Source organism: Pseudomonas sp. WS 5503, from assembly GCF_012985385.1.
Lineage (GTDB): Bacteria > Pseudomonadota > Gammaproteobacteria > Pseudomonadales > Pseudomonadaceae > Aquipseudomonas > Aquipseudomonas paracarnis.
This window is the reverse complement of record NZ_JAAQWI010000012.1, coordinates 63,945-81,089: the sequence shown is the minus strand read 5'-3', so window position 1 is coordinate 81,089 and position 17,145 is coordinate 63,945. Positions and strand designations below refer to the sequence as shown.

Annotated in this window: 20 protein-coding genes; 9 read left to right on the top strand and 11 right to left on the bottom strand. The window is 60.3% G+C overall.

Annotated elements, in window-relative coordinates:
- Entirely contained in the window at window positions 1–414 is a 414-nt protein-coding gene (locus HBO10_RS26470; protein WP_034125790.1) for a hypothetical protein, read from the top strand.
- Window positions 415–473: 59 nt separating this feature from the next.
- Here the strand turns inward: HBO10_RS26470 and hemB are convergent, their stop codons facing one another.
- From hemB to HBO10_RS26455, 3 genes are all read right to left on the bottom strand, one after another.
- Complete coding sequence (hemB, locus tag HBO10_RS26465) at window positions 474–1,448, bottom strand: porphobilinogen synthase (protein ID WP_034125791.1); 975 nt, start codon at window positions 1,446–1,448, stop codon at window positions 474–476.
- Between the two features lie 116 nt (window positions 1,449–1,564).
- Window positions 1,565–2,407 (bottom strand): PhzF family phenazine biosynthesis protein, encoded by an 843-nt coding sequence (locus HBO10_RS26460; RefSeq protein ID WP_034125792.1) that lies wholly within the window; start codon window positions 2,405–2,407, stop codon window positions 1,565–1,567.
- A gap of 3 nt (window positions 2,408–2,410) precedes the next feature.
- Entirely contained in the window at window positions 2,411–3,109 is a 699-nt protein-coding gene (locus HBO10_RS26455; protein ID WP_034125793.1) for a glutathione S-transferase N-terminal domain-containing protein, read from the bottom strand.
- 250 nt (window positions 3,110–3,359) lie between these two features.
- Here HBO10_RS26455 and HBO10_RS26450 point away from each other — a divergent pair, with 250 nt between their 5' ends.
- Window positions 3,360–4,061: a hypothetical protein gene (locus HBO10_RS26450; protein ID WP_034125794.1), complete on the top strand. Its 702-nt coding sequence runs from the start codon at window positions 3,360–3,362 to the stop codon at window positions 4,059–4,061.
- A gap of 58 nt (window positions 4,062–4,119) precedes the next feature.
- The gene (locus HBO10_RS26445; protein ID WP_032903692.1) at window positions 4,120–5,175 is read left to right on the top strand and encodes a permease; all 1,056 of its coding nucleotides are present in this window, start codon (window positions 4,120–4,122) and stop codon (window positions 5,173–5,175) included.
- Between the two features lie 109 nt (window positions 5,176–5,284).
- Here HBO10_RS26445 and mnmH read toward each other — a convergent pair whose 3' ends face one another.
- The 4 genes from mnmH to HBO10_RS26425 form a co-directional block, all read right to left on the bottom strand.
- Window positions 5,285–6,388, bottom strand: a complete 1,104-nt coding sequence (mnmH, locus tag HBO10_RS26440; RefSeq protein WP_034125795.1) for a tRNA 2-selenouridine(34) synthase MnmH — start codon at window positions 6,386–6,388, stop codon at window positions 5,285–5,287.
- On the bottom strand, window positions 6,388–7,422 hold the full coding sequence (gene selD, locus HBO10_RS26435; RefSeq protein ID WP_020302053.1) for a selenide, water dikinase SelD: 1,035 nt from the start codon (window positions 7,420–7,422) through the stop codon (window positions 6,388–6,390). Before selD ends, mnmH begins: the two co-directional genes overlap by 1 nt.
- Before the next feature lie 93 nt (window positions 7,423–7,515).
- Complete coding sequence (locus HBO10_RS26430; protein WP_014717958.1) at window positions 7,516–8,265, bottom strand: TerC family protein; 750 nt, start codon at window positions 8,263–8,265, stop codon at window positions 7,516–7,518.
- 31 nt (window positions 8,266–8,296) lie between these two features.
- Window positions 8,297–8,548, bottom strand: a complete 252-nt coding sequence (locus HBO10_RS26425; protein ID WP_034125796.1) for a hypothetical protein — start codon at window positions 8,546–8,548, stop codon at window positions 8,297–8,299.
- 134 nt (window positions 8,549–8,682) lie between these two features.
- Here HBO10_RS26425 and nhaR point away from each other — a divergent pair, with 134 nt between their 5' ends.
- On the top strand, window positions 8,683–9,585 hold the full coding sequence (gene nhaR, locus HBO10_RS26420) for a transcriptional activator NhaR (protein WP_034125797.1): 903 nt from the start codon (window positions 8,683–8,685) through the stop codon (window positions 9,583–9,585).
- A gap of 4 nt (window positions 9,586–9,589) precedes the next feature.
- On the opposite strand, the gene HBO10_RS26415 is transcribed toward nhaR, so the two are convergent.
- The gene (locus HBO10_RS26415) at window positions 9,590–10,744 is read right to left on the bottom strand and encodes an MFS transporter (RefSeq protein WP_034125798.1); all 1,155 of its coding nucleotides are present in this window, start codon (window positions 10,742–10,744) and stop codon (window positions 9,590–9,592) included.
- 241 nt (window positions 10,745–10,985) lie between these two features.
- On the opposite strand from HBO10_RS26415, the gene sstT reads away from it, so the two are divergent.
- Window positions 10,986–12,206 carry a serine/threonine transporter SstT gene (gene sstT, locus HBO10_RS26410; RefSeq protein ID WP_034125799.1) on the top strand — a complete coding sequence of 407 codons (1,221 nt, stop codon included), beginning with the start codon at window positions 10,986–10,988 and terminating at the stop codon, window positions 12,204–12,206.
- 70 nt (window positions 12,207–12,276) lie between these two features.
- Here the strand turns inward: sstT and HBO10_RS26405 are convergent, their stop codons facing one another.
- Window positions 12,277–12,786 (bottom strand): DUF1993 domain-containing protein, encoded by a 510-nt coding sequence (locus tag HBO10_RS26405; protein ID WP_003190292.1) that lies wholly within the window; start codon window positions 12,784–12,786, stop codon window positions 12,277–12,279.
- 116 nt (window positions 12,787–12,902) lie between these two features.
- Here HBO10_RS26405 and HBO10_RS26400 point away from each other — a divergent pair, with 116 nt between their 5' ends.
- The gene (locus tag HBO10_RS26400; RefSeq protein WP_054898808.1) at window positions 12,903–13,553 is read left to right on the top strand and encodes a DUF480 domain-containing protein; all 651 of its coding nucleotides are present in this window, start codon (window positions 12,903–12,905) and stop codon (window positions 13,551–13,553) included.
- Between the two features lie 465 nt (window positions 13,554–14,018).
- On the opposite strand, the gene HBO10_RS26395 is transcribed toward HBO10_RS26400, so the two are convergent.
- A complete protein-coding gene (locus HBO10_RS26395; RefSeq protein WP_034125801.1) occupies window positions 14,019–14,837 on the bottom strand; it encodes a shikimate 5-dehydrogenase in 819 nt (272 codons plus the stop codon).
- A 165-nt stretch (window positions 14,838–15,002) separates the two neighbouring features.
- On the opposite strand from HBO10_RS26395, the gene HBO10_RS26390 reads away from it, so the two are divergent.
- The 3 genes from HBO10_RS26390 to HBO10_RS26380 all read left to right on the top strand — a co-directional run bounded on the left by HBO10_RS26390 (window position 15,003) and on the right by HBO10_RS26380 (window position 16,070).
- Window positions 15,003–15,368 carry a hypothetical protein gene (locus HBO10_RS26390; RefSeq protein ID WP_034125802.1) on the top strand — a complete coding sequence of 122 codons (366 nt, stop codon included), beginning with the start codon at window positions 15,003–15,005 and terminating at the stop codon, window positions 15,366–15,368.
- Between the two features lie 233 nt (window positions 15,369–15,601).
- Window positions 15,602–15,796, top strand: a complete 195-nt coding sequence (locus tag HBO10_RS26385) for a hypothetical protein (RefSeq protein WP_003190284.1) — start codon at window positions 15,602–15,604, stop codon at window positions 15,794–15,796.
- A 91-nt stretch (window positions 15,797–15,887) separates the two neighbouring features.
- Entirely contained in the window at window positions 15,888–16,070 is a 183-nt protein-coding gene (locus HBO10_RS26380; RefSeq protein ID WP_034125803.1) for a hypothetical protein, read from the top strand.
- 3 nt (window positions 16,071–16,073) lie between these two features.
- Here the strand turns inward: HBO10_RS26380 and HBO10_RS26375 are convergent, their stop codons facing one another.
- Entirely contained in the window at window positions 16,074–17,141 is a 1,068-nt protein-coding gene (locus HBO10_RS26375) for an AI-2E family transporter (protein ID WP_169922162.1), read from the bottom strand.
- Window positions 17,142–17,145 lie beyond the last annotated feature (4 nt).

The window sequence follows — 17,145 nt, the reverse complement described above, 5'->3', positions numbered from 1 at the left end:
ATGAAAACCAAAAATATAAAGGTGATAATCAAAAACGAGCACAAGGAGGTCACCGTCAAATATGACCCAAGGAAGCTCATCATGACATTTTCAGAGGCCGATAACTTTAAAAAAGTTTATGAAGGGCATGACCTATATATATGCCTCGCAAAAATCAGAGCAGACTTCCCGCATATAACTTTTTTATGCAAAGGGGCAAAAATAAATGTTAAACCTTCAAGAATGGCTTCTCAGATGAGCGCGGGGCTCGTCGCATACGAAATGACTTTAGGTCAGCAAGCTACCAACGACGACATAGTCCATTTGTTTGACTACGAAGAGGAGAACCTAACAAACGACCCACAGGAACAAATTGATTTCTTCAGGAAATGGTTGGTGTCATTAGGTGCGCAAGATTACGAAAAATTCAACTAAGTTATGAGTGCCCCTCCCCCTGTGATTAGCCAGCTCACCACAGGGGAGAAACAATATCCTTAAATCCCCGCCAACGCCAAATCCATCGCAAAATACGTAAATATCAAATCCGCCCCCGCCCGCTTGATCGACCCCAACGTCTCGCGCACCACTCGATCCTCATCAATCGCCCCGGCCTGTGCGCCGAACTTGATCATCGCGTACTCACCGCTCACCTGGTACGCCGCCACCGGCAGGCGCGAGGCTTCGCGGATGTCGCGGATGATGTCGAGGTAGGCACCGGCAGGCTTGACCATCAGCGCATCAGCGCCTTCCTGTTCGTCCAGCAGCGATTCGCGCACGGCTTCGCGGCGGTTCATCGGGTTCATCTGGTAGCTTTTGCGGTCGCCCTTGAGCGCGCTGCCGCCGGCTTCTCGGAAGGGGCCGTAGAGGGCCGAGGCGAATTTGGTGGAGTAGGCCATGATCGGGATGTGGGTGAAGCCGGCGTCATCCAGGGCACGGCGGATGGCCTGGACCTGGCCGTCCATCGCGGCTGAAGGGGCGATCACGTCGGCGCCGGCGCGGGCGGCGGCCACGGCTTGTTTGCCGAGGTTGACCAGGGTCGCGTCGTTGTCGACATGGGCACCGTGCATCACACCGCAGTGGCCGTGGTCGGTGTATTCGCAGAAGCAGGTGTCGGACATCACGATCATTTCCGGTACGGCGTCCTTGATGATCGAGGACATGCGCGAAACCAGGCCGCGTTCTTTCCACGTGTCGCTGCCACTGGCGTCGAGGTGGTGGGACACACCGAAGGTCATCACCGACTTGATGCCAGCGCGGGCGTAACGCTCGATCTCACCGGCGAGTTTTTTCTCAGGAATGCGCAACACACCCGGCATGCTGGTGATGGGCACGAAGTCGTCGATTTCTTCTTCGACAAAAATCGGCAGTACCAGGTCGTTGATGGTGAACTCACTTTCCTGGAACAGGCCACGCAGCTCCGGGGAGCGGCGCAGGCGACGTGGGCGGGCTTGGGGGAACTGGCTGGTCATGGCAATCCTGAAAAATGGCTGAACACTTTGGGGCGAAAGCTTATGCCCCCAAGTCCCGGCAACACAAATGCCGAGGGGCCAATAGTGTATTGCCGGGTGCGTAACAATTCATTGATCTACAGCTGTAGACGCCCTTCGATGCACAACGCTACGGCGCCTCCCACCCAGATTTCATCGCCCTGGCGCTCGATATGAATACGCCCAGCTCGCCCGATCGCCGTGCCTTGGCTGACCACGTAACGGCTGGGCGCCAGACCCTCGGCGAGCAGCCATTGGGCCACGCCGGCATTCAAGCTGCCGGTGGCCGGGTCTTCGGCGGCGCCATCGCCAGCGACAAAAGCGCGCACTTCAAATTGCGCGTCCACCGCATCACGCGTCGGATCACAGGGGGCGATCACCCCTACGGCCAGACCCAGCAGTTGCGCATAGTCCGGTTGCAACGCAAGCACCGCGTCACGATCAGCCAGCATCACCGCCAGCCAACCCGCACCATTATCGACCCACTGGCTGCGCACAATCGCCTCGGGCGCCAGCTTCAAAGCCAGGCGCACGCGCTCCAGCAACGGCGCCTCCACGGGCCCTGCACGCAACAATGGCGGCGCGATAAACGCCAGTTGGTCACCCTGGCGACGAATACGCACCAAGCCGATTTCGCACTCCTGGATAATCTCCTCCCCACGTGGCACGCCGCCAGCCTGCAACCAGGCGTGGCAACTGCCCAAGGTCGGATGCCCGGCGAACGGCAGCTCTTTGAGGGTGGTGAAGATTCTTACCCGATAGTCAGCACGTGGGTCGCGCGGCGTCAGTAAAAACGTGGTTTCGCTGAGGTTGGTCCAATTGGCAAAGTCCGCCATCTGCTGGTCGGTGAAGCTATCGGCCCCCAGCACCACGGCCAAGGGGTTGCCTTTGAGCGGCACGCTGCTGAATACATCCAGTTGTTGAAAATCGAAAGTCGACATGCTTCAGCTCGGAATGTTCAGGCCACGGATCACCGCAGGACGTGCGACAAAGCCGTCCAACGCGCGCAGTACGTTAGGGAAATCGGTGATGCCTACCAGATCACCGGACTCGTAGAACCCAATCAAGTTGCGAACCCACGGAAAGGTCGCAATGTCGGCGATGCTGTAGTCGTCGCCCATGATCCAGGTGCGGCCCAACAGGCGCTTTTCCAGCACGCCCAGCAAGCGCCGCGATTCGGCGGCGTAGCGATCACGCGGGCGCTTGTCCTCATAAGCCTTGCCGGCGAATTTGTTGAAGAACCCCAGTTGGCCAAACATCGGGCCAATGCCGCCCATCTGGAACATCAACCATTGCAGGGTTTCATAGCGGGTGGCCGGGTCTTCGGAGAGCAACTGGCTGGTCTTTTCCGCCAGGTAAACGAGGATCGCGCCGGATTCGAACAGTGCCAGCGGCTGCCCGCTCGGGCCGTTGGGGTCGATAATCGCAGGGATCTTGTTGTTGGGGTTCAGGGACAGGAACTCGGGAGACAATTGGTCCTGGGTGTCGAAGCTGACCTTGTGCGCCTCGTAAGGCAGGCCCAGTTCTTCGAGCATGATCGACACCTTGACGCCGTTGGGCGTGGGTAGCGAATACAGCTGCAGGCGTTCTGGGTGCTGGGCGGGCCATTTGCTATTGATCGGGAAAGCGGCGAGTGCGTTCATCGAGAACCCCCTGGTCGGAAAGCCCCATCATAGTCATCTGCCTGCCGTCGTGCATGGGTCATCGTTGCGCAACATTTGCCAGCTAGTATCCCGCGTGGGCGAACCAAAGCGCCCGAATGCACTCTTAAGAGCGCCCGAACAATGAATGGAGGCTGCTTGCTATATCGACAGGGAACACCGCAGGACGCTGATGCGTCACTGGGGCCGGGCTTGTCCGCCTTAACCCGACGCACGAAGACTCGAACCTATCATGAAGATCAAGCCTCTGCGCCTTGTGCCACAACTCAAACGTTATTCCTACATGGTATTGCCGCTGCTGCTGGTCAGCGCTGCCATCGTCACCGCCCTGGACGCCCGTGAAAGCCGTGCGCAACCGGTCGATGGCGTGCAAACCCTGGTATTCCTGCGCCACGGCGAAAAACCCGCCGGTGGCCTGGGCCAACTCAATTGCCAGGGCCTGAACCGCGCCATGAACCTAGCGACCCTGTTGCCGGAAAAGTTCGGCAAAGCCAACTATGTGTTCGCTGCCAACCCGACGCGCAACGTCGAGGAAGGCGAACTGGATAACTCCTACAGCTACATTCGCCCACTGATCACCATCAGCCCCAGCGCGATCAAGCTCGGCTTGCCGGTGAATATCGAGTTCTCAGCGAATGACACCAGTGCCCTGGCCGAAGAACTGGTCGAGGACAAATACCGCAACGCGACCATCTACACGGCCTGGTCCCATGGTTACTTGCCGGAACTGATCAACAAAGTCGCCAGCGAAGCCGCCGGCGAAAAACACACCATTACCGATGATTGGTCTGGAAATGACTATGACTCCCTGTACGTGCTGACATTGACCTGGCACAACGGCAAGGCTTCGCTGCTCAGCCGCAACTACAAGCAAGGGCTGAATAACGGCGGGGAAAACTGCCCGGACCCGACCCAGGTCAGCGCAGATATCTGAAGCTTGGGCCGCAGGGGCGTATGATGCCGGGCTATCGACTCACCTGCGGATCATCTCCATGTCCAACCTCGCTTCCACCCAGCCCAACCGCGGCTGGGCATTCTGGTGCAAACCTGCGCTGTTTCTCCTGGTGGCCTGCATCGGCCTCTACTATGTGAAGTGGTCGCCCTACTACCTAAAGGCGTTTGTAGCGGCCGACAACCACAGCATTGGCGCCTCGATTCTCAATGACCAGCAAAGCTCGCCTCTGGCGGCGGCGCTGGCCTATGCCCAGGTGTATTTCCTGGCCATCTGGAAAGCCGCCGTACTGGCAGTGATCCTCGGTTCATTGCTGCAGGTATTGATCCCCCGCGACTGGCTGCTGCGCCTGTTTGGCCGCGCCGGGCTGGGCTCGACCCTGCGCGGTGGGCTGTTCGCCCTGCCGGGGATGATGTGCAGTTGCTGCGCGGCCCCGGTGGCGGCGGGCATGCGCCGCCAGCAGGTGTCGGTCGGCGCGGCGCTGGCGTTCTGGATTGCCAACCCGGTATTGAACCCGGCGACATTGGTGTTCATGGGCTTTGTGCTGGGCTGGGGTTTCACCGCGCTGCGGCTGGTGGCGGGGATTGTGCTGGTGGTGGGCGTGTCCCTGGTGGCACAGCGCATTGCGCGCCCGGACCAGGTGCCGGAAGCAGCACTTGAAGCCGTTGCCGACGTCAGCACAGTGGAGTCGCAACCGTTCCTGAGCCGCTGGTTACGCACGCTGTGGCAGCTGTTCTGGAGCACTATCCCGGTGTATATCCTGGCGGTGCTGATCCTCGGCGCGGCGCGGGTGTGGCTGTTCCCTCATGTGGACGGGGCGATGGCCGACAGCCTGGTGTGGCTGGTGCCGCTGGCGATTGTGGGCACGCTGTTCGTGATTCCGACAGCGGCAGAGATTCCTATCGTACAAACCATGATGGCCCTGGGCATGGGCACCGGCCCGGCCGTGGCCTTGCTGATGACCCTGCCGAGCGTGAGCCTGCCGTCGCTGTTGATGCTGCGCAAGGATTTCGATGCGCGGGTGCTGGTGACGGTGGCCGGGTTGACCATGCTCGTGGGGGTGGTGTGTGGGTTGATTGGGGCGGTGATTCTTTAGAGTTTCAGTGGGGCTGATGGCCTCATCGCAGGCAAGCCAGCTCCCACCTTTGTATGTATTCACACGTCAAAAGGTGGGAGCTGGCTTGCCTGCGATGGCGTCCGAAAGGTCACCCCACCCGAGCTGCTCGCTCGCGCAAATACTCCACCACCTCACCCTGCTCCCCGGCAAACTCGATACGCGCGCCCTTGCTCTCGCGCTGGAACGCATACATCGGGTCGTAGTACTCACGCAGCAAGCCTTCAATCCATACCTGATGCAGCTCCACTGCGCCGCTGCGTGCCTGTTCGGCCAGGGCCTCCTGCAACACCGCCTGCAGCCGTTGGAAACGCTCACCGCCCAGGCGCTTGTGAATATTGGCTAGGCTCTGGGTCAGGCGCTCGGCAAATAATCGCTGGCCGGTTTCCCCAAACACCTCAATGAACTCGGCGCACAGGTCCACCACGTAATCCTTCAGGATGCGCTCGACACGGCCCTCGACGCTGTCTTCCAGCCACACCATAGGAAACGTCTGCATGCCCTTGTGCAATGGCAGCGGCAGCGCACAGCTGCCGATCATGCGGCTCTCGTCCTCCACCACAAACTGCTCGATACCACCTGCGCGCTTCTTCAGCAAATCCACCGCCAGGCGATTTTCGAAGTCGATATTGGAGGGTTGCGCCGTGGCGCGCTTGCCGAAACTGGAACCGCGATGGTTGGCGTGCCCTTCCAAATCCAGGGCATTGCGCAGTTGGCCGAGCACTTCGGTCTTGCCGGTGCCGGTCATGCCGCCCAGCAGTACGAAATCACACTGGGCAGTCGCCTGCTCCAGGGTTTCCAGCAGGAAGGTACGCATGGCCTTGTAGCCACCGCCGACGCGGGGGTATTCGATGCCCGCTTCGGTTTTCAACCATTGCTGCACGATCTGCGAACGCAGGCCGCCCCGAAAGCAGTACAGGTAGCCATTGGGGTTAGCCTGGGCAAACTGCGCCCACTGTTCTATGCGCTCGGCCTTGATTGCCCCCGACACCAGTTCATGCCCCAGCACGATCGCCGCTTGCTGGCCTTGCTGCTTGTAACAGGTGCCGACTCGCTGGCGCTCATCGTCGGTCATCAGCGGCAGGTTGATCACCCCGGGGAACGCGCCCTTGGTGAATTCGACCGGCGCGCGGGTATCCATCATCGGCCGGTCGTTGAGGAAAATGTCGCGGTAATCGGTGATGTACGTCGCCATCAAATCACCTCAACCGCGTTGGTCTGTCGCTCCAGCAGTTCACCGATAGGCTCAAGGGCCAAGCCCAGCTCGGCAGCCACGGCGTGGAACTCGGCATCACCTTCCGGGGTAACGGCGATCAGCAGGCCACCGCTGGTCTGGGGGTCGCACAGCACGCGCTTGTGCAGCTCCTGCACACGCCCCAGCTTGCTGGCGTAGCTCTCGAAGTTGCGCAAGGTGCCACCCGGCACGCAGCCCTGGTCCAGGTAATACTCCACCCCCGGCAGGCGCGGAACCTTTGCATAGTCGATACGGGCCGTCAGGCCACTGCCATCGGCCATTTCCACCAGGTGGCCAAGCAGGCCGAAACCAGTGACATCGGTCATGGCCGTCACACCGGCCAACTTGCCGAAACGGCTGCCCGGCTTGTTGAGTGTGCACATCCAGTCACGCGCCAGGCCGATATCCGCCTCGCGCAGCTTGCCCTTCTTCTCGGCGGTGGTGAGGATGCCGATGCCCAGGGGCTTGGTCAGGTACAGGCGGCAACCGGCGGTAGCCGTGTCGTTACGCTTCATATGGCGCTTTTGCACGATGCCGGTCACGGCCAGGCCGAAGATCGGCTCCGGCGCGTCGATGGAATGCCCGCCCGCAAGCGGAATGCCAGCTGCGTCGCACACCGCCCGACCGCCGCGAATCACTTCGCGGGCAATCTCCGGCGCGAGCACATTGACCGGCCAGCCGAGAATGGCGATGGCCATCAAGGGATCGCCGCCCATGGCGTAGATGTCGCTGATGGCATTGGTGGCGGCGATGCGGCCGAAGTCGAACGGGTCGTCGACAATCGGCATGAAAAAGTCCGTGGTGGACACCACGCCGCGCTCGTCGTCGATGGCGTATACCGCCGCATCGTCGCGGGAGGCATTGCCCACCCACAGGTTGGGGTCGAGGTTCTGTGCACCGCTGCCCGCAAGGATCACTTCCAGGACCTGGGGCGAAATCTTGCAACCGCAACCCGCACCGTGGCTGTACTGGGTAAGGCGAATCGGCTCGTTCATGGGGGACCTCAAGCTATCAAGTGGGCCGATTCTAGCAGACAGCAAAAGGCCGGCTGGGCTCTTGTGAGCACAGCCGGCCTGTTTGTTCAGCGGTTACTGGCGCGCAGCGAGCAAACGTGCGTGCCGGTTACGCCGGGCGATGTTCAAGCATTCGATCGCCGCCGAGAAGGCCATGGCCGCATACACGTAGCCTTTTGGTACGTGGGCGCCGAAGCCTTCGGCGATCAGCGTCATGCCGATCATGATCAAGAAGCCCAGGGCCAGCATCACCACGGTCGGGTTGTCGTTGATGAACTTGGCCAACGGCTCAGCGGCCACCAGCATCACGATCACCGAGACCACCACGGCAATGATCATGATCGGCAAGTGCTCGGTCATGCCCACGGCGGTGATGATGCTATCGATGGAGAACACCAGGTCGAGCATCAGGATCTGGCCGATGGCGGCGGCAAAACCGATGGTCACGGTGTTGCTGACAGTTGCCTTCTCTTCAGGCTCCGGGTCCATGCTGTGATGGATCTCGGTGGTCGCCTTCCACACCAGGAACAGGCCGCCGGCGATCAGGATCATGTCCTTCCACGAGAACGCCTGGCCGAAAACCTCGAACACCGGTGTCGTCAATTGCACGATGAATGCGATGGTGCTCAACAGGCCCAGGCGCAATATCAACGCCATGCTGATACCAATGCGCCGCGCCTTGGCCCGGTGCTTCTCCGGCAGTTTATTGGTGAGGATCGAGATAAAGATCAGGTTATCGATGCCCAGCACGATTTCCATGACGATCAAGGTCGCCAGTGCGACCCAGGCGGTGGGGCTGGCGGCCAGTTGTAGAAGGTAATCCATAGGTCAGTCCTGACGTGGTAGTGCTGGGGAATTAGGTTTCTTTGGTGTCGGATTCAGCAGCGTTTTCGGCGTCTTTTTCCTGCTTCTCAGGGCTGATCAAGCCCTGGGTTGCTTCACTCAATGCCTGCTCGGCGGCCTTGTGGGTGTCGTCGATGGCCTGCTTGGCCGACTCGGTGGCTTTGCCCAGCACCTGTTGCGCGCTTTTCTCGACTTGATCACAGCCGCTGACCACTACCAATGAAAGCGCAAGCAACGACGCCGCGCCCAGGGAATTGAGTTTCATGATGTATTCCTCGTTAGAACCCTTGGGTCCAAGTAGTGGCCCCTCGATAGCGAGGCATTCTATGCAGGCGAACAGTTCAGGAAAATTCGTATTTTTCTCGCGTATACTTCGATTTTTACGAAGTGTAGGCCGTGATGCTCAATTATCGACAACTGCATTACTTCTGGGTGGTGGCCAAGACCGGCAGCATCGTGCGCGCCTGTGAGCAATTGAACCTCACGCCGCAGACCATCAGCGGGCAGATCAGCCTGTTGGAGCAGACCTTCGGTATTGCCCTGTTTCAGCGGGTCGGGCGCCAGCTTGAACTGACCGAAGCCGGGCGCCAGGCGCTGCCCTACGCCGAGCAGATGTTCCAGACCGGCAATGAACTGGAGGCGATGCTGCGCGCCCAGCCTGACGAGCAGCAGATCCCGTTCCGCGTTGGGGTGGCGGATGTGGTGCCCAAATCCATCGTGTACCGGCTGATCGCGCCGACCATGGAGTTGAGCGAACCGATCCGCATCACCTGCCGTGAAGACAAACTCGAACGTTTACTGGCCGACCTGGCGATCCAGCGCCTGGACTTGGTGATTTCCGACAGCCCCATGCCCACGCACTTGGACATCAAGGGCTACAGCCAGAAACTGGGAGAATGCGGCATCAGTTTTTTCGCCACCCAGGCGTTGGCAGACCAGCATGGGGGGGATTTCCCACAGTGTTTGCAGGGCGCACCGCTGTTGATTCCGGGCGCTGAGACCGTGGTGCGCAGCCGTTTGCAGCGCTGGTTTGCCGAACAGCAGATTCAACCCCGCATCATCGGCGAGTTCGACGACAGCGCCTTGATGCAGGCCTTCGGGCAATCCGGCAGCGGGATTTTTATCGCGCCCAGCGTGATCGCCGACGAGGTGGTGCGCCAATACGGCGTGGCGCTGATTGGCCAGACCGATGCGGTGACCGAGTCGTTTTATGCGATCTCAGTGGAGCGCAAGGTCAAGCACCCCGGCATTGTGGCCATTACCGAGGGTGCCCGGCGGGAGTTGTTTACCGCTTTGCCCTGATCGCTCAGGCATTGAGCGCCGTGGGTTTGGCGGTCATCAGCCACAGTGCGAGCAGGATCGACACCAGGATAAACCCCGAAGCGGCAAACCCCAGGCTGCCCAGGCCCAGAGTGTCGATGACATGCCCGCCCACCATCGCGCCCAGGCCAATGCCGAGGTTGGCGCCGGCGATATTCAGCGACGCGGCAAACGCCGGTGCATGGGGCGCGGCCTTCATCAAGCGCACATGGCTGACCAGGAACATCGCCGCCTGGGTCACGCCCCACACCGCCATCGCCGCGGCCAGGCCGATGGTCGAGTGAATCGCCGGCACCACTGCCACCATGCCCGCGATCATGAACCCGCAGAACACCATGGACGCGATCAATGGGTGACGATCCACGGCGCGTCCGCCGAGGGAGTTGCCAATCAGCCCGACCGCGCCAAAGCCCATCAGGCACCAGCCCACCAACGTACCATCGAACCCGGCCAGGCGCTCAAGGATATCTGCCAAGTAGGTATAGGCGGTGAACATGCCACTGAACACCAGGATCGACAGCAGGATATGCCCCTGCATCACGGGGCTGCGCAGGATCCTGAATTGCGAACGCAGACTGCCCTGCTGGTGCTTGGCCGGGGTGACCGGCAGATAGAGATACAGCAGCAATGCCTTGGCCAGGGCAATCACAGCGAGCACGGCGAACGCGGTGCGCCAGCCGAACATATCGGAAATCAGCGTGCCCACCGGAATACCAAATACGGTGGCGCAAACAATGCCAAAGCCGATTTTTTCAATCGCACGCCCGGCGAACTCAGGGCCGACAATGTCTACCGCCGTTTCGCTGGCGAGGGCCCAGAATACTGGCAAGCCCAAGGCGGGAATCAAACGGGCCACGGCCATCACCCAGATATTCGGCGCCAAAGCCGCCACGGTGTTGGCCGCTGCAAACATGATCAGGATGCTGATAAACAGGCGCTTGCGCGAAAAGCGCGCGCAGTAGGCCGTGAGGAACGGGCCGAACGCGGCCACGGTGAACGCGAACAGCGTCACCAGCAGCCCCGCCTGGGACACGCTGACGTTCAGGTCCCGAGCAATCGACGGCAACAGGCCGACGATGACGAATTCTGTGGTCAGCACGGTAAAACCGGCGGCTGACAGCAGCAGGATAGGAAACAACATGAAAACTCCAGAAACGACGACATCAACGACAGCCCGAAGGGCCCGCTGACGGAGAGGAAAGATGAGAGGGGGGAATCTTAACAGAACATGTCCGGATTTGACCAAGCCCGGCTGAAACGGGTGACGGAATGCCGCAGCAAACGAGACGTGCCCTACAGCATGCTAGACTTCGCGCCTACTTCCTACAGTACTTTCTGCCTGCAATGCTGTGCCCTACTAAAAAAACTAGAGACAACTCTTTATGACTGCTGCCCCTTCCCTGCTGCAACGTTTAATGCGCGTCAGCCTGGTCTCCCAAATTGTCATCGGCCTGATTGCCGGGATCGTGCTGGCCCTGCTGTTCCCCGAGGCCGCGCGCGCCACCGGTTTTATCGGCAAGGTGTTTGTCACGGCGCTGAAGGCTGTCGCGCCAATCCTGGTGTTTGTGCTGGTCATGGCCTCGATTGCCAACCATAAGCATGGCCAGGAAACCCATATCCGCCCGATCCTGTTCCTGTATCTGCTCGGCACCTTTGCCGCCGCCGTGGTTGCGGTGGTTGCCAGCATGATGTTTCCGTCGTTCCTGGTATTGGCTACCCATGACGCCACGGTGAGCGCTCCTGGGGGCATTGGCGAAGTGTTGCAAAGCCTGCTGCTCAGTGTGGTGGATAACCCGGTCAGTGCACTGATGAACGCCAACTTCATCGGCATCCTCGCCTGGGCCATCGGCATGGGCATCGCTATTCGCCATGCCGGTGAGACCACCCGTACGGTATTGGACGACTTGTCCAACGGCGTCACCCTGATCGTACGCGTGGTGATCCGCTTCGCCCCGCTGGGTATCTTCGGTCTTGTGGCCTCCACCCTCGCCACCTCTGGTTTCGACGCCCTGCTCGGCTATGCCCACCTGCTGGTCGTGCTGATCGGCTGCATGTTGTTCGTGGCACTGGTGATCAACCCGGCCATCGTGTTCTGGAAACTGCGTCGCAACCCTTACCCGCTGGTGCTGATGTGCCTGCGCGAAAGCGGCATCACCGCGTTTTTCACCCGCAGCTCGGCGGCAAACATTCCGGTCAACCTGGCACTAAGCAAACGCCTGGGCCTGCATGAAGACACCTACTCGGTGTCGATCCCCCTCGGTGCCACCATCAACATGGCCGGCGCCGCCATCACTATCACAGTGCTGACCCTGGCCGCCGTGCACACCCTGGGCATTGCCGTGGACATGCCGACCGCCGTGCTGCTCAGCGTGGTCGCTGCGGTGTGTGCCTGCGGTGCATCGGGGGTGGCGGGTGGTTCGCTGCTGTTGATTCCCCTGGCGTGCAGCCTGTTTGGCATCCCCAGTGAAATCGCCATGCAGGTAGTGGCCGTCGGTTTCATCATCGGCGTGCTGCAGGACTCGGCGGAAACCGCACTCAACTCGTCTACCGATGTGCTGTTTACCGCGGCGGCGTGTTTGGGCAAGGAAGAACAGGCCGCTTAACACAGCCCCATAAAAAAGCCCGGTGCCGTTCGCAGAGAACGGCACCGGGCTTTTTTGTGCTTGTGCGGGTTTAGAACGCGCCCATGTAATCGCGCTTGCCCACTTCCACACCGTTATGACGCAGCAGCGCATAAGCGGTGGTGACGTGGAAGAAGAACTGCGGCAGGCCGTAGGTCAGCAGGTAGGACTGACCGCTGAAGCGCTTCTCTTTCGGGGTGCCTGGGCGCGTGACGATCTCGATGCCTTCCTTGCCGTCGATCTGCTCGGGCTTGATGGTGTCGACAAAGGCCAGGACCTTGGCGATCAACGCTTGCAGGTCGGCAAAGGTGACTTCGCTGTCTTCGTACTTCGGTACTTCGATCTCGGCCAGGCGTGCCGACACACCTTTGGCGAAGTCCACGGCGATCTGCACCTGGCGCACCAACGGGAACATGTCCGGGAACAGGCGCGCTTGCAGCAAGGCGTTGGGCTCGATGTTCTTGGCGCTGGCGTGGGCTTCAGCTTTGTTCAGCACATCGCTGAGGGCGTTGAGCATTTGCTTGAAGACCGGGATGGAAGCGGCGTACAGGGAAATAGTCATGACAGTCTCACGGTAATGGCGGGGTTGGAACCAGCCGCGATTATAGCCATGCCTGGCGCTTGTCTTTTATTTTTTCAAGCTTAGGCTAAGGGGCTTCACTGCATAGGGAAAGCGCGATGACCGCCGAGCACGACACCGACACCCCTGAGCCGCGCCTGAACAGCACGGAAATCCGCATCCTGGGCTGCCTGATCGAAAAACAGGCGACCAACCCGGAAACCTACCCCCTCACCCTCAACGCCTTGGTGCTGGCCTGCAACCAGAAGACCAGCCGCGAGCCGGTGATGAACCTCAGCCAAGGCCAGGTCGGCCAGAGCCTGCGCGCGCTCGAAGGCCAAGGCTTCACGCGCCTGGTGATGGGCAGCCGCGCCGACCGCTGGGAGCACCGTGTGGACAAGGCCCTGGAACTGGTGCCGGCCCAGGTGATCCTGACCGGGCTGCTGTTCCTGCGGGGGCCGCAGACCGTCAACGAGTTGCTCACCCGCAGCGGGCGTATGCATGACTTTGAGGATGCCGAACAGGTTGTGCATCAGCTCGAACGCCTGATTGCACGAGGGCTGGCGCTTCTGGTGCCGCGTCAGGCGGGGCAGCGGGAAGACCGGTATACCCATGCACTAGGGGACCCGGCAGATATTGAAGCGATTATGACCGCACGGGGGAATCCGGTAGAGCGTAGCGCGGGGGCTGTTTCGGTGGAGCGGATTGAAGAGCTGGAAGCGCGGATTGCCGCACTGGAAGAACGGCTGGCGCAGCTGGAACAGGCATAACGCAGATAAACATGTGGGAGCTGGCTTGCCTGCGATAGCCATTGGTATCGACACAACTTTGTAGGTTGCAGCAGCCGACGGTAACTACGATGCGAAGCGAGCCGCTCTTGATCTTGCTCTGCTTTTGATCTTAGGCGCCCCGTTAAACCACGCTGGCCGAACGCAGGCTTGAATTCGTGGGTAACCCGGCAGGACGCCGGGTTAGACGCCCCGCGCCATGGATGGCGCGTGGCGGCGGCCCACGGATTCAAGCCTGCGTTCGGGCACACCGAGCCTGAGCGAGGTGCCGAGTGGTGGGGCAAGAGCGTTTTGCTTACTTTTGCGCTTTTCAAAAGTGAGCCGCTGTCAGAGCGGAACCCTAAGTAGCCGTTACCGCAGGAATGGATATGTACTCGGTATTACGGTGTCGACTGTGAGGCCGTCTTCGCAGGCAAGCCAGCTCCCACAGTGGATTGGTGCAAGGCTTTAGCTGCGGGCGAAGGCCACCGCTGCCTCGAACTGCTCCTGAGTAGGCCGCACGCCGGTATAAAGCACAAACTGCTCCAACGCCTGGATAGCGATCACCTCCAGCCCGGTAATCACCCGCTTGCCCTGGGCACGACCACGCACGATCAACGGCGTTTCCGCCGGGATCGCCACCACATCGAAGACCGTCTCAGCCTGATCGATTGCCTCGGCCTCAAACGCCAACGCATCCGCCTCGACCCCGCCGGTCATGCCGATGGGTGTCACGTTGATCAGCATCTGTGGCCGCAGGCTGCCCAGATCCGCCTGCCACTGATACCCCAGGTTCCTGGCCAATGCCTGGCCCGCCACCTCATTACGCGCCACGATCACGCCATTGGCGTACCCTCCGTCACGCAAGGCGCTGGCGACCGCCTTGGCCATACCGCCGCTGCCGCGCAGGGCGAAGCTGGAGTCCTTGGGCACCGCGTGTTTTTTCAGCAATTGCTCGATGGCGATGTAGTCGGTGTTGTAAGCCTTGAGGTGGCCGTTGGTGTTGACGATGGTGTTCAGGGAGTCGATGGCTTGAACCGAATCGTCGAGTTCGTCCATCAAGGCAATGGCGGCCTCCTTGAACGGCATGGACACCCCGCAACCCCGCACACCCAGGGCGCGGATACCGCCGATCGCGCCGGGCAAGTCCTGGCTGCTGAAGGCTTTATAGTAAAAATTCAGACCCAGCTGTTCATACAGGTGGTTATGAAAACGCAGGCCAAAGTTCCCAGGGCGCGCCGACAGCGACATGCACAGTTGGGTGTCCTTGTTGGGGTGCATCTGCATGGATAACTCCTTGAAGTAAGCAAATCGGTACAGACCTTACACAACCTTTACCCATTGGCCGTGCTGTTTTCTCGAAATACGTTGTCTTAAAAGTATCCCCGCGACAATCCTTGAGTCTATTGATTGCAGACCACAAGCGCAGGGGCTAACCGAGGAAAGACCATCATGCGTAAACTCCCCAGGATCGCCTTGCTTATCGGCGCACTCGCGATGGCCGGCCAAGCCTCCGCCCACGGTAGTGGTTGGGGTGGCCCGGCCGTGTTCGGTGCGCTTGTCGGCGCAGCGGTAGTCGGCTCTGTGGTTGCCAGCCAGCCGCGTGAGGTGTACGTGCAACAACCGGTGTATGTGCAGCCGCAGCCGGTGTATGCCGCGCCGCCGCCGGTCTACTACGCGCCACCGCCACCGGTATATGTGCAACAGCAGGTTTACTATCGCCCGGCGCCCGTCTACTACGGCCCACCGCGCGGTTATTATGGGCCGCCTCGCGGTTATTACGGCCCGCCCCACGGCTACTACCGCCATGGTTGGTAAGTTTTAATCCGTTGACAGCCACAGGCCTCGCCCACACGCGGGGCCTTTTTTTGCCTGGGAAGTCCGGATTAATCCTGCCAGTGTCGCTGTGAGAACAACGTACGAGCAGCAATCCCACATGATAAGCGTCAAATATCCTCTTGATCGATGACGGGCTGCGCTGTCATGTTTGCGTCACAAAACAGTCGCACTATCGACCCAGTCCAACCAATAACAATTAAGGACGATTGACCATGCCCACACAAAACCCGCACCGCACCGCCGGCCTTTGCACCTCCAGCAAGGTCTACAGCGCCTTGACTGAACTCAAGCACCTTGAAGGCCATCGCAGCGCCAAGTTCCTGGCATTGCTGGCAGAAAACCTGGTGCGCAAGGGCCTGCTCAGTGAGCACGAAGTGGTGAACATGCTCGACCAGGTGGTGGATTAACGCCTGACGTTGATGTCGACTATCGAGCCAGGTGATTTTTCCCAGGCACCGGCAAACCGTAAGGTGACCTCCATAACGTTTGGAGGTACTTATGCCCACTATTCAAATCATGTCCGTCATCGGCAGCGCCGTCCCCGCCCCTCTGCGCAAACTGGGCTTGCTCGCCTGCTGGTACGTTGTGCGCGATGGCGAGCCGATCAGCGGCCCGCTCACTTCGTTATCCGATGCCGAAACACAGCGCCGAATGGCAACCGACTTCAGGCTCGAGGCCTGAAAGCTACGGCAATGGCAACTTGACCCGCGGCTTGGTTTCGACGAACAACGCCCAGCACGACATGAACAACGCTGCCACCAGCGGCCCGATCACAAAGCCGTTAAGGCCGAACACCGACAGGCCGCCCAAGGTCGAGATCAGGATCAGGTAATCCGGCATCTTGGTGTCCTTGCCCACCAGGATCGGGCGTAGCACGTTGTCCACCAGGCCAATCACGAACACCCCGAACAGCCCCAGCACCACGCCCTGCCAGATCGAACCGCTCAACAGGAAATAAACCGCCACCGGCCCCCAGACCAACCCGGCACCCACCGCAGGCAGCAGCGACAGGAACGCCATCAGCACGGCCCAGAGCAAGGCACTCGGGATGTCCAGGAACCAGAAGATCAAGCCTCCCAGCGCACCTTGGGTCACAGCCACCAGCACGTTGCCCTTGACCGTGGCGCGCACCACGCGGTTGAACTTGAGCTGCAGGCGACGCTTTTGCGGCTCGGCCAACGGTACTGCCGTGCGCACCTTGCGTACCAGTTCCGGGCCATCGCGCAGCAGGAAAAACAGCAGGTACAGCATGATGAAAAAGCTCACCAGGAAATCAAACGTACCCTGGCCGAAGCTGAACGCCTGGGAGGCAAAGAACTGACTGCCCTGCATCGCGCCCTTGACGACCTTTTCCCGCAGCCCTTCGAGGTTGCCCATGCCAAAACGGTCGAGCAACTGCTGGAAATACGGGGGTAGGACGTTCTTGAATTGCTCGATATAACCCGCTACGTCGAGTTTGCCGCTCTCGATGTTTTTGTAGAGCGTGGCCCCCTGTTGCACCAGCAAAGCACTGGTGATGATCACCGGCAGAATCGCGATCACCAGGCACACCATCAAGGTGGTCAGGGAGGTCAGGTTGCGGTTCCAGCTAAAACGTTGCTGCAGGCGGCGCTGCATCGGCGCAAAGATAATGCCCAGGATCACCGCCCAGAACACCGCACCGTAGAACGGCAGCAATATCCAGATAAAAGCCACGGTGACCAAGGCCAGTAGCAGCAACAGGGTTTTGAATTGCAGGTTGGTTTGATTCATGTCC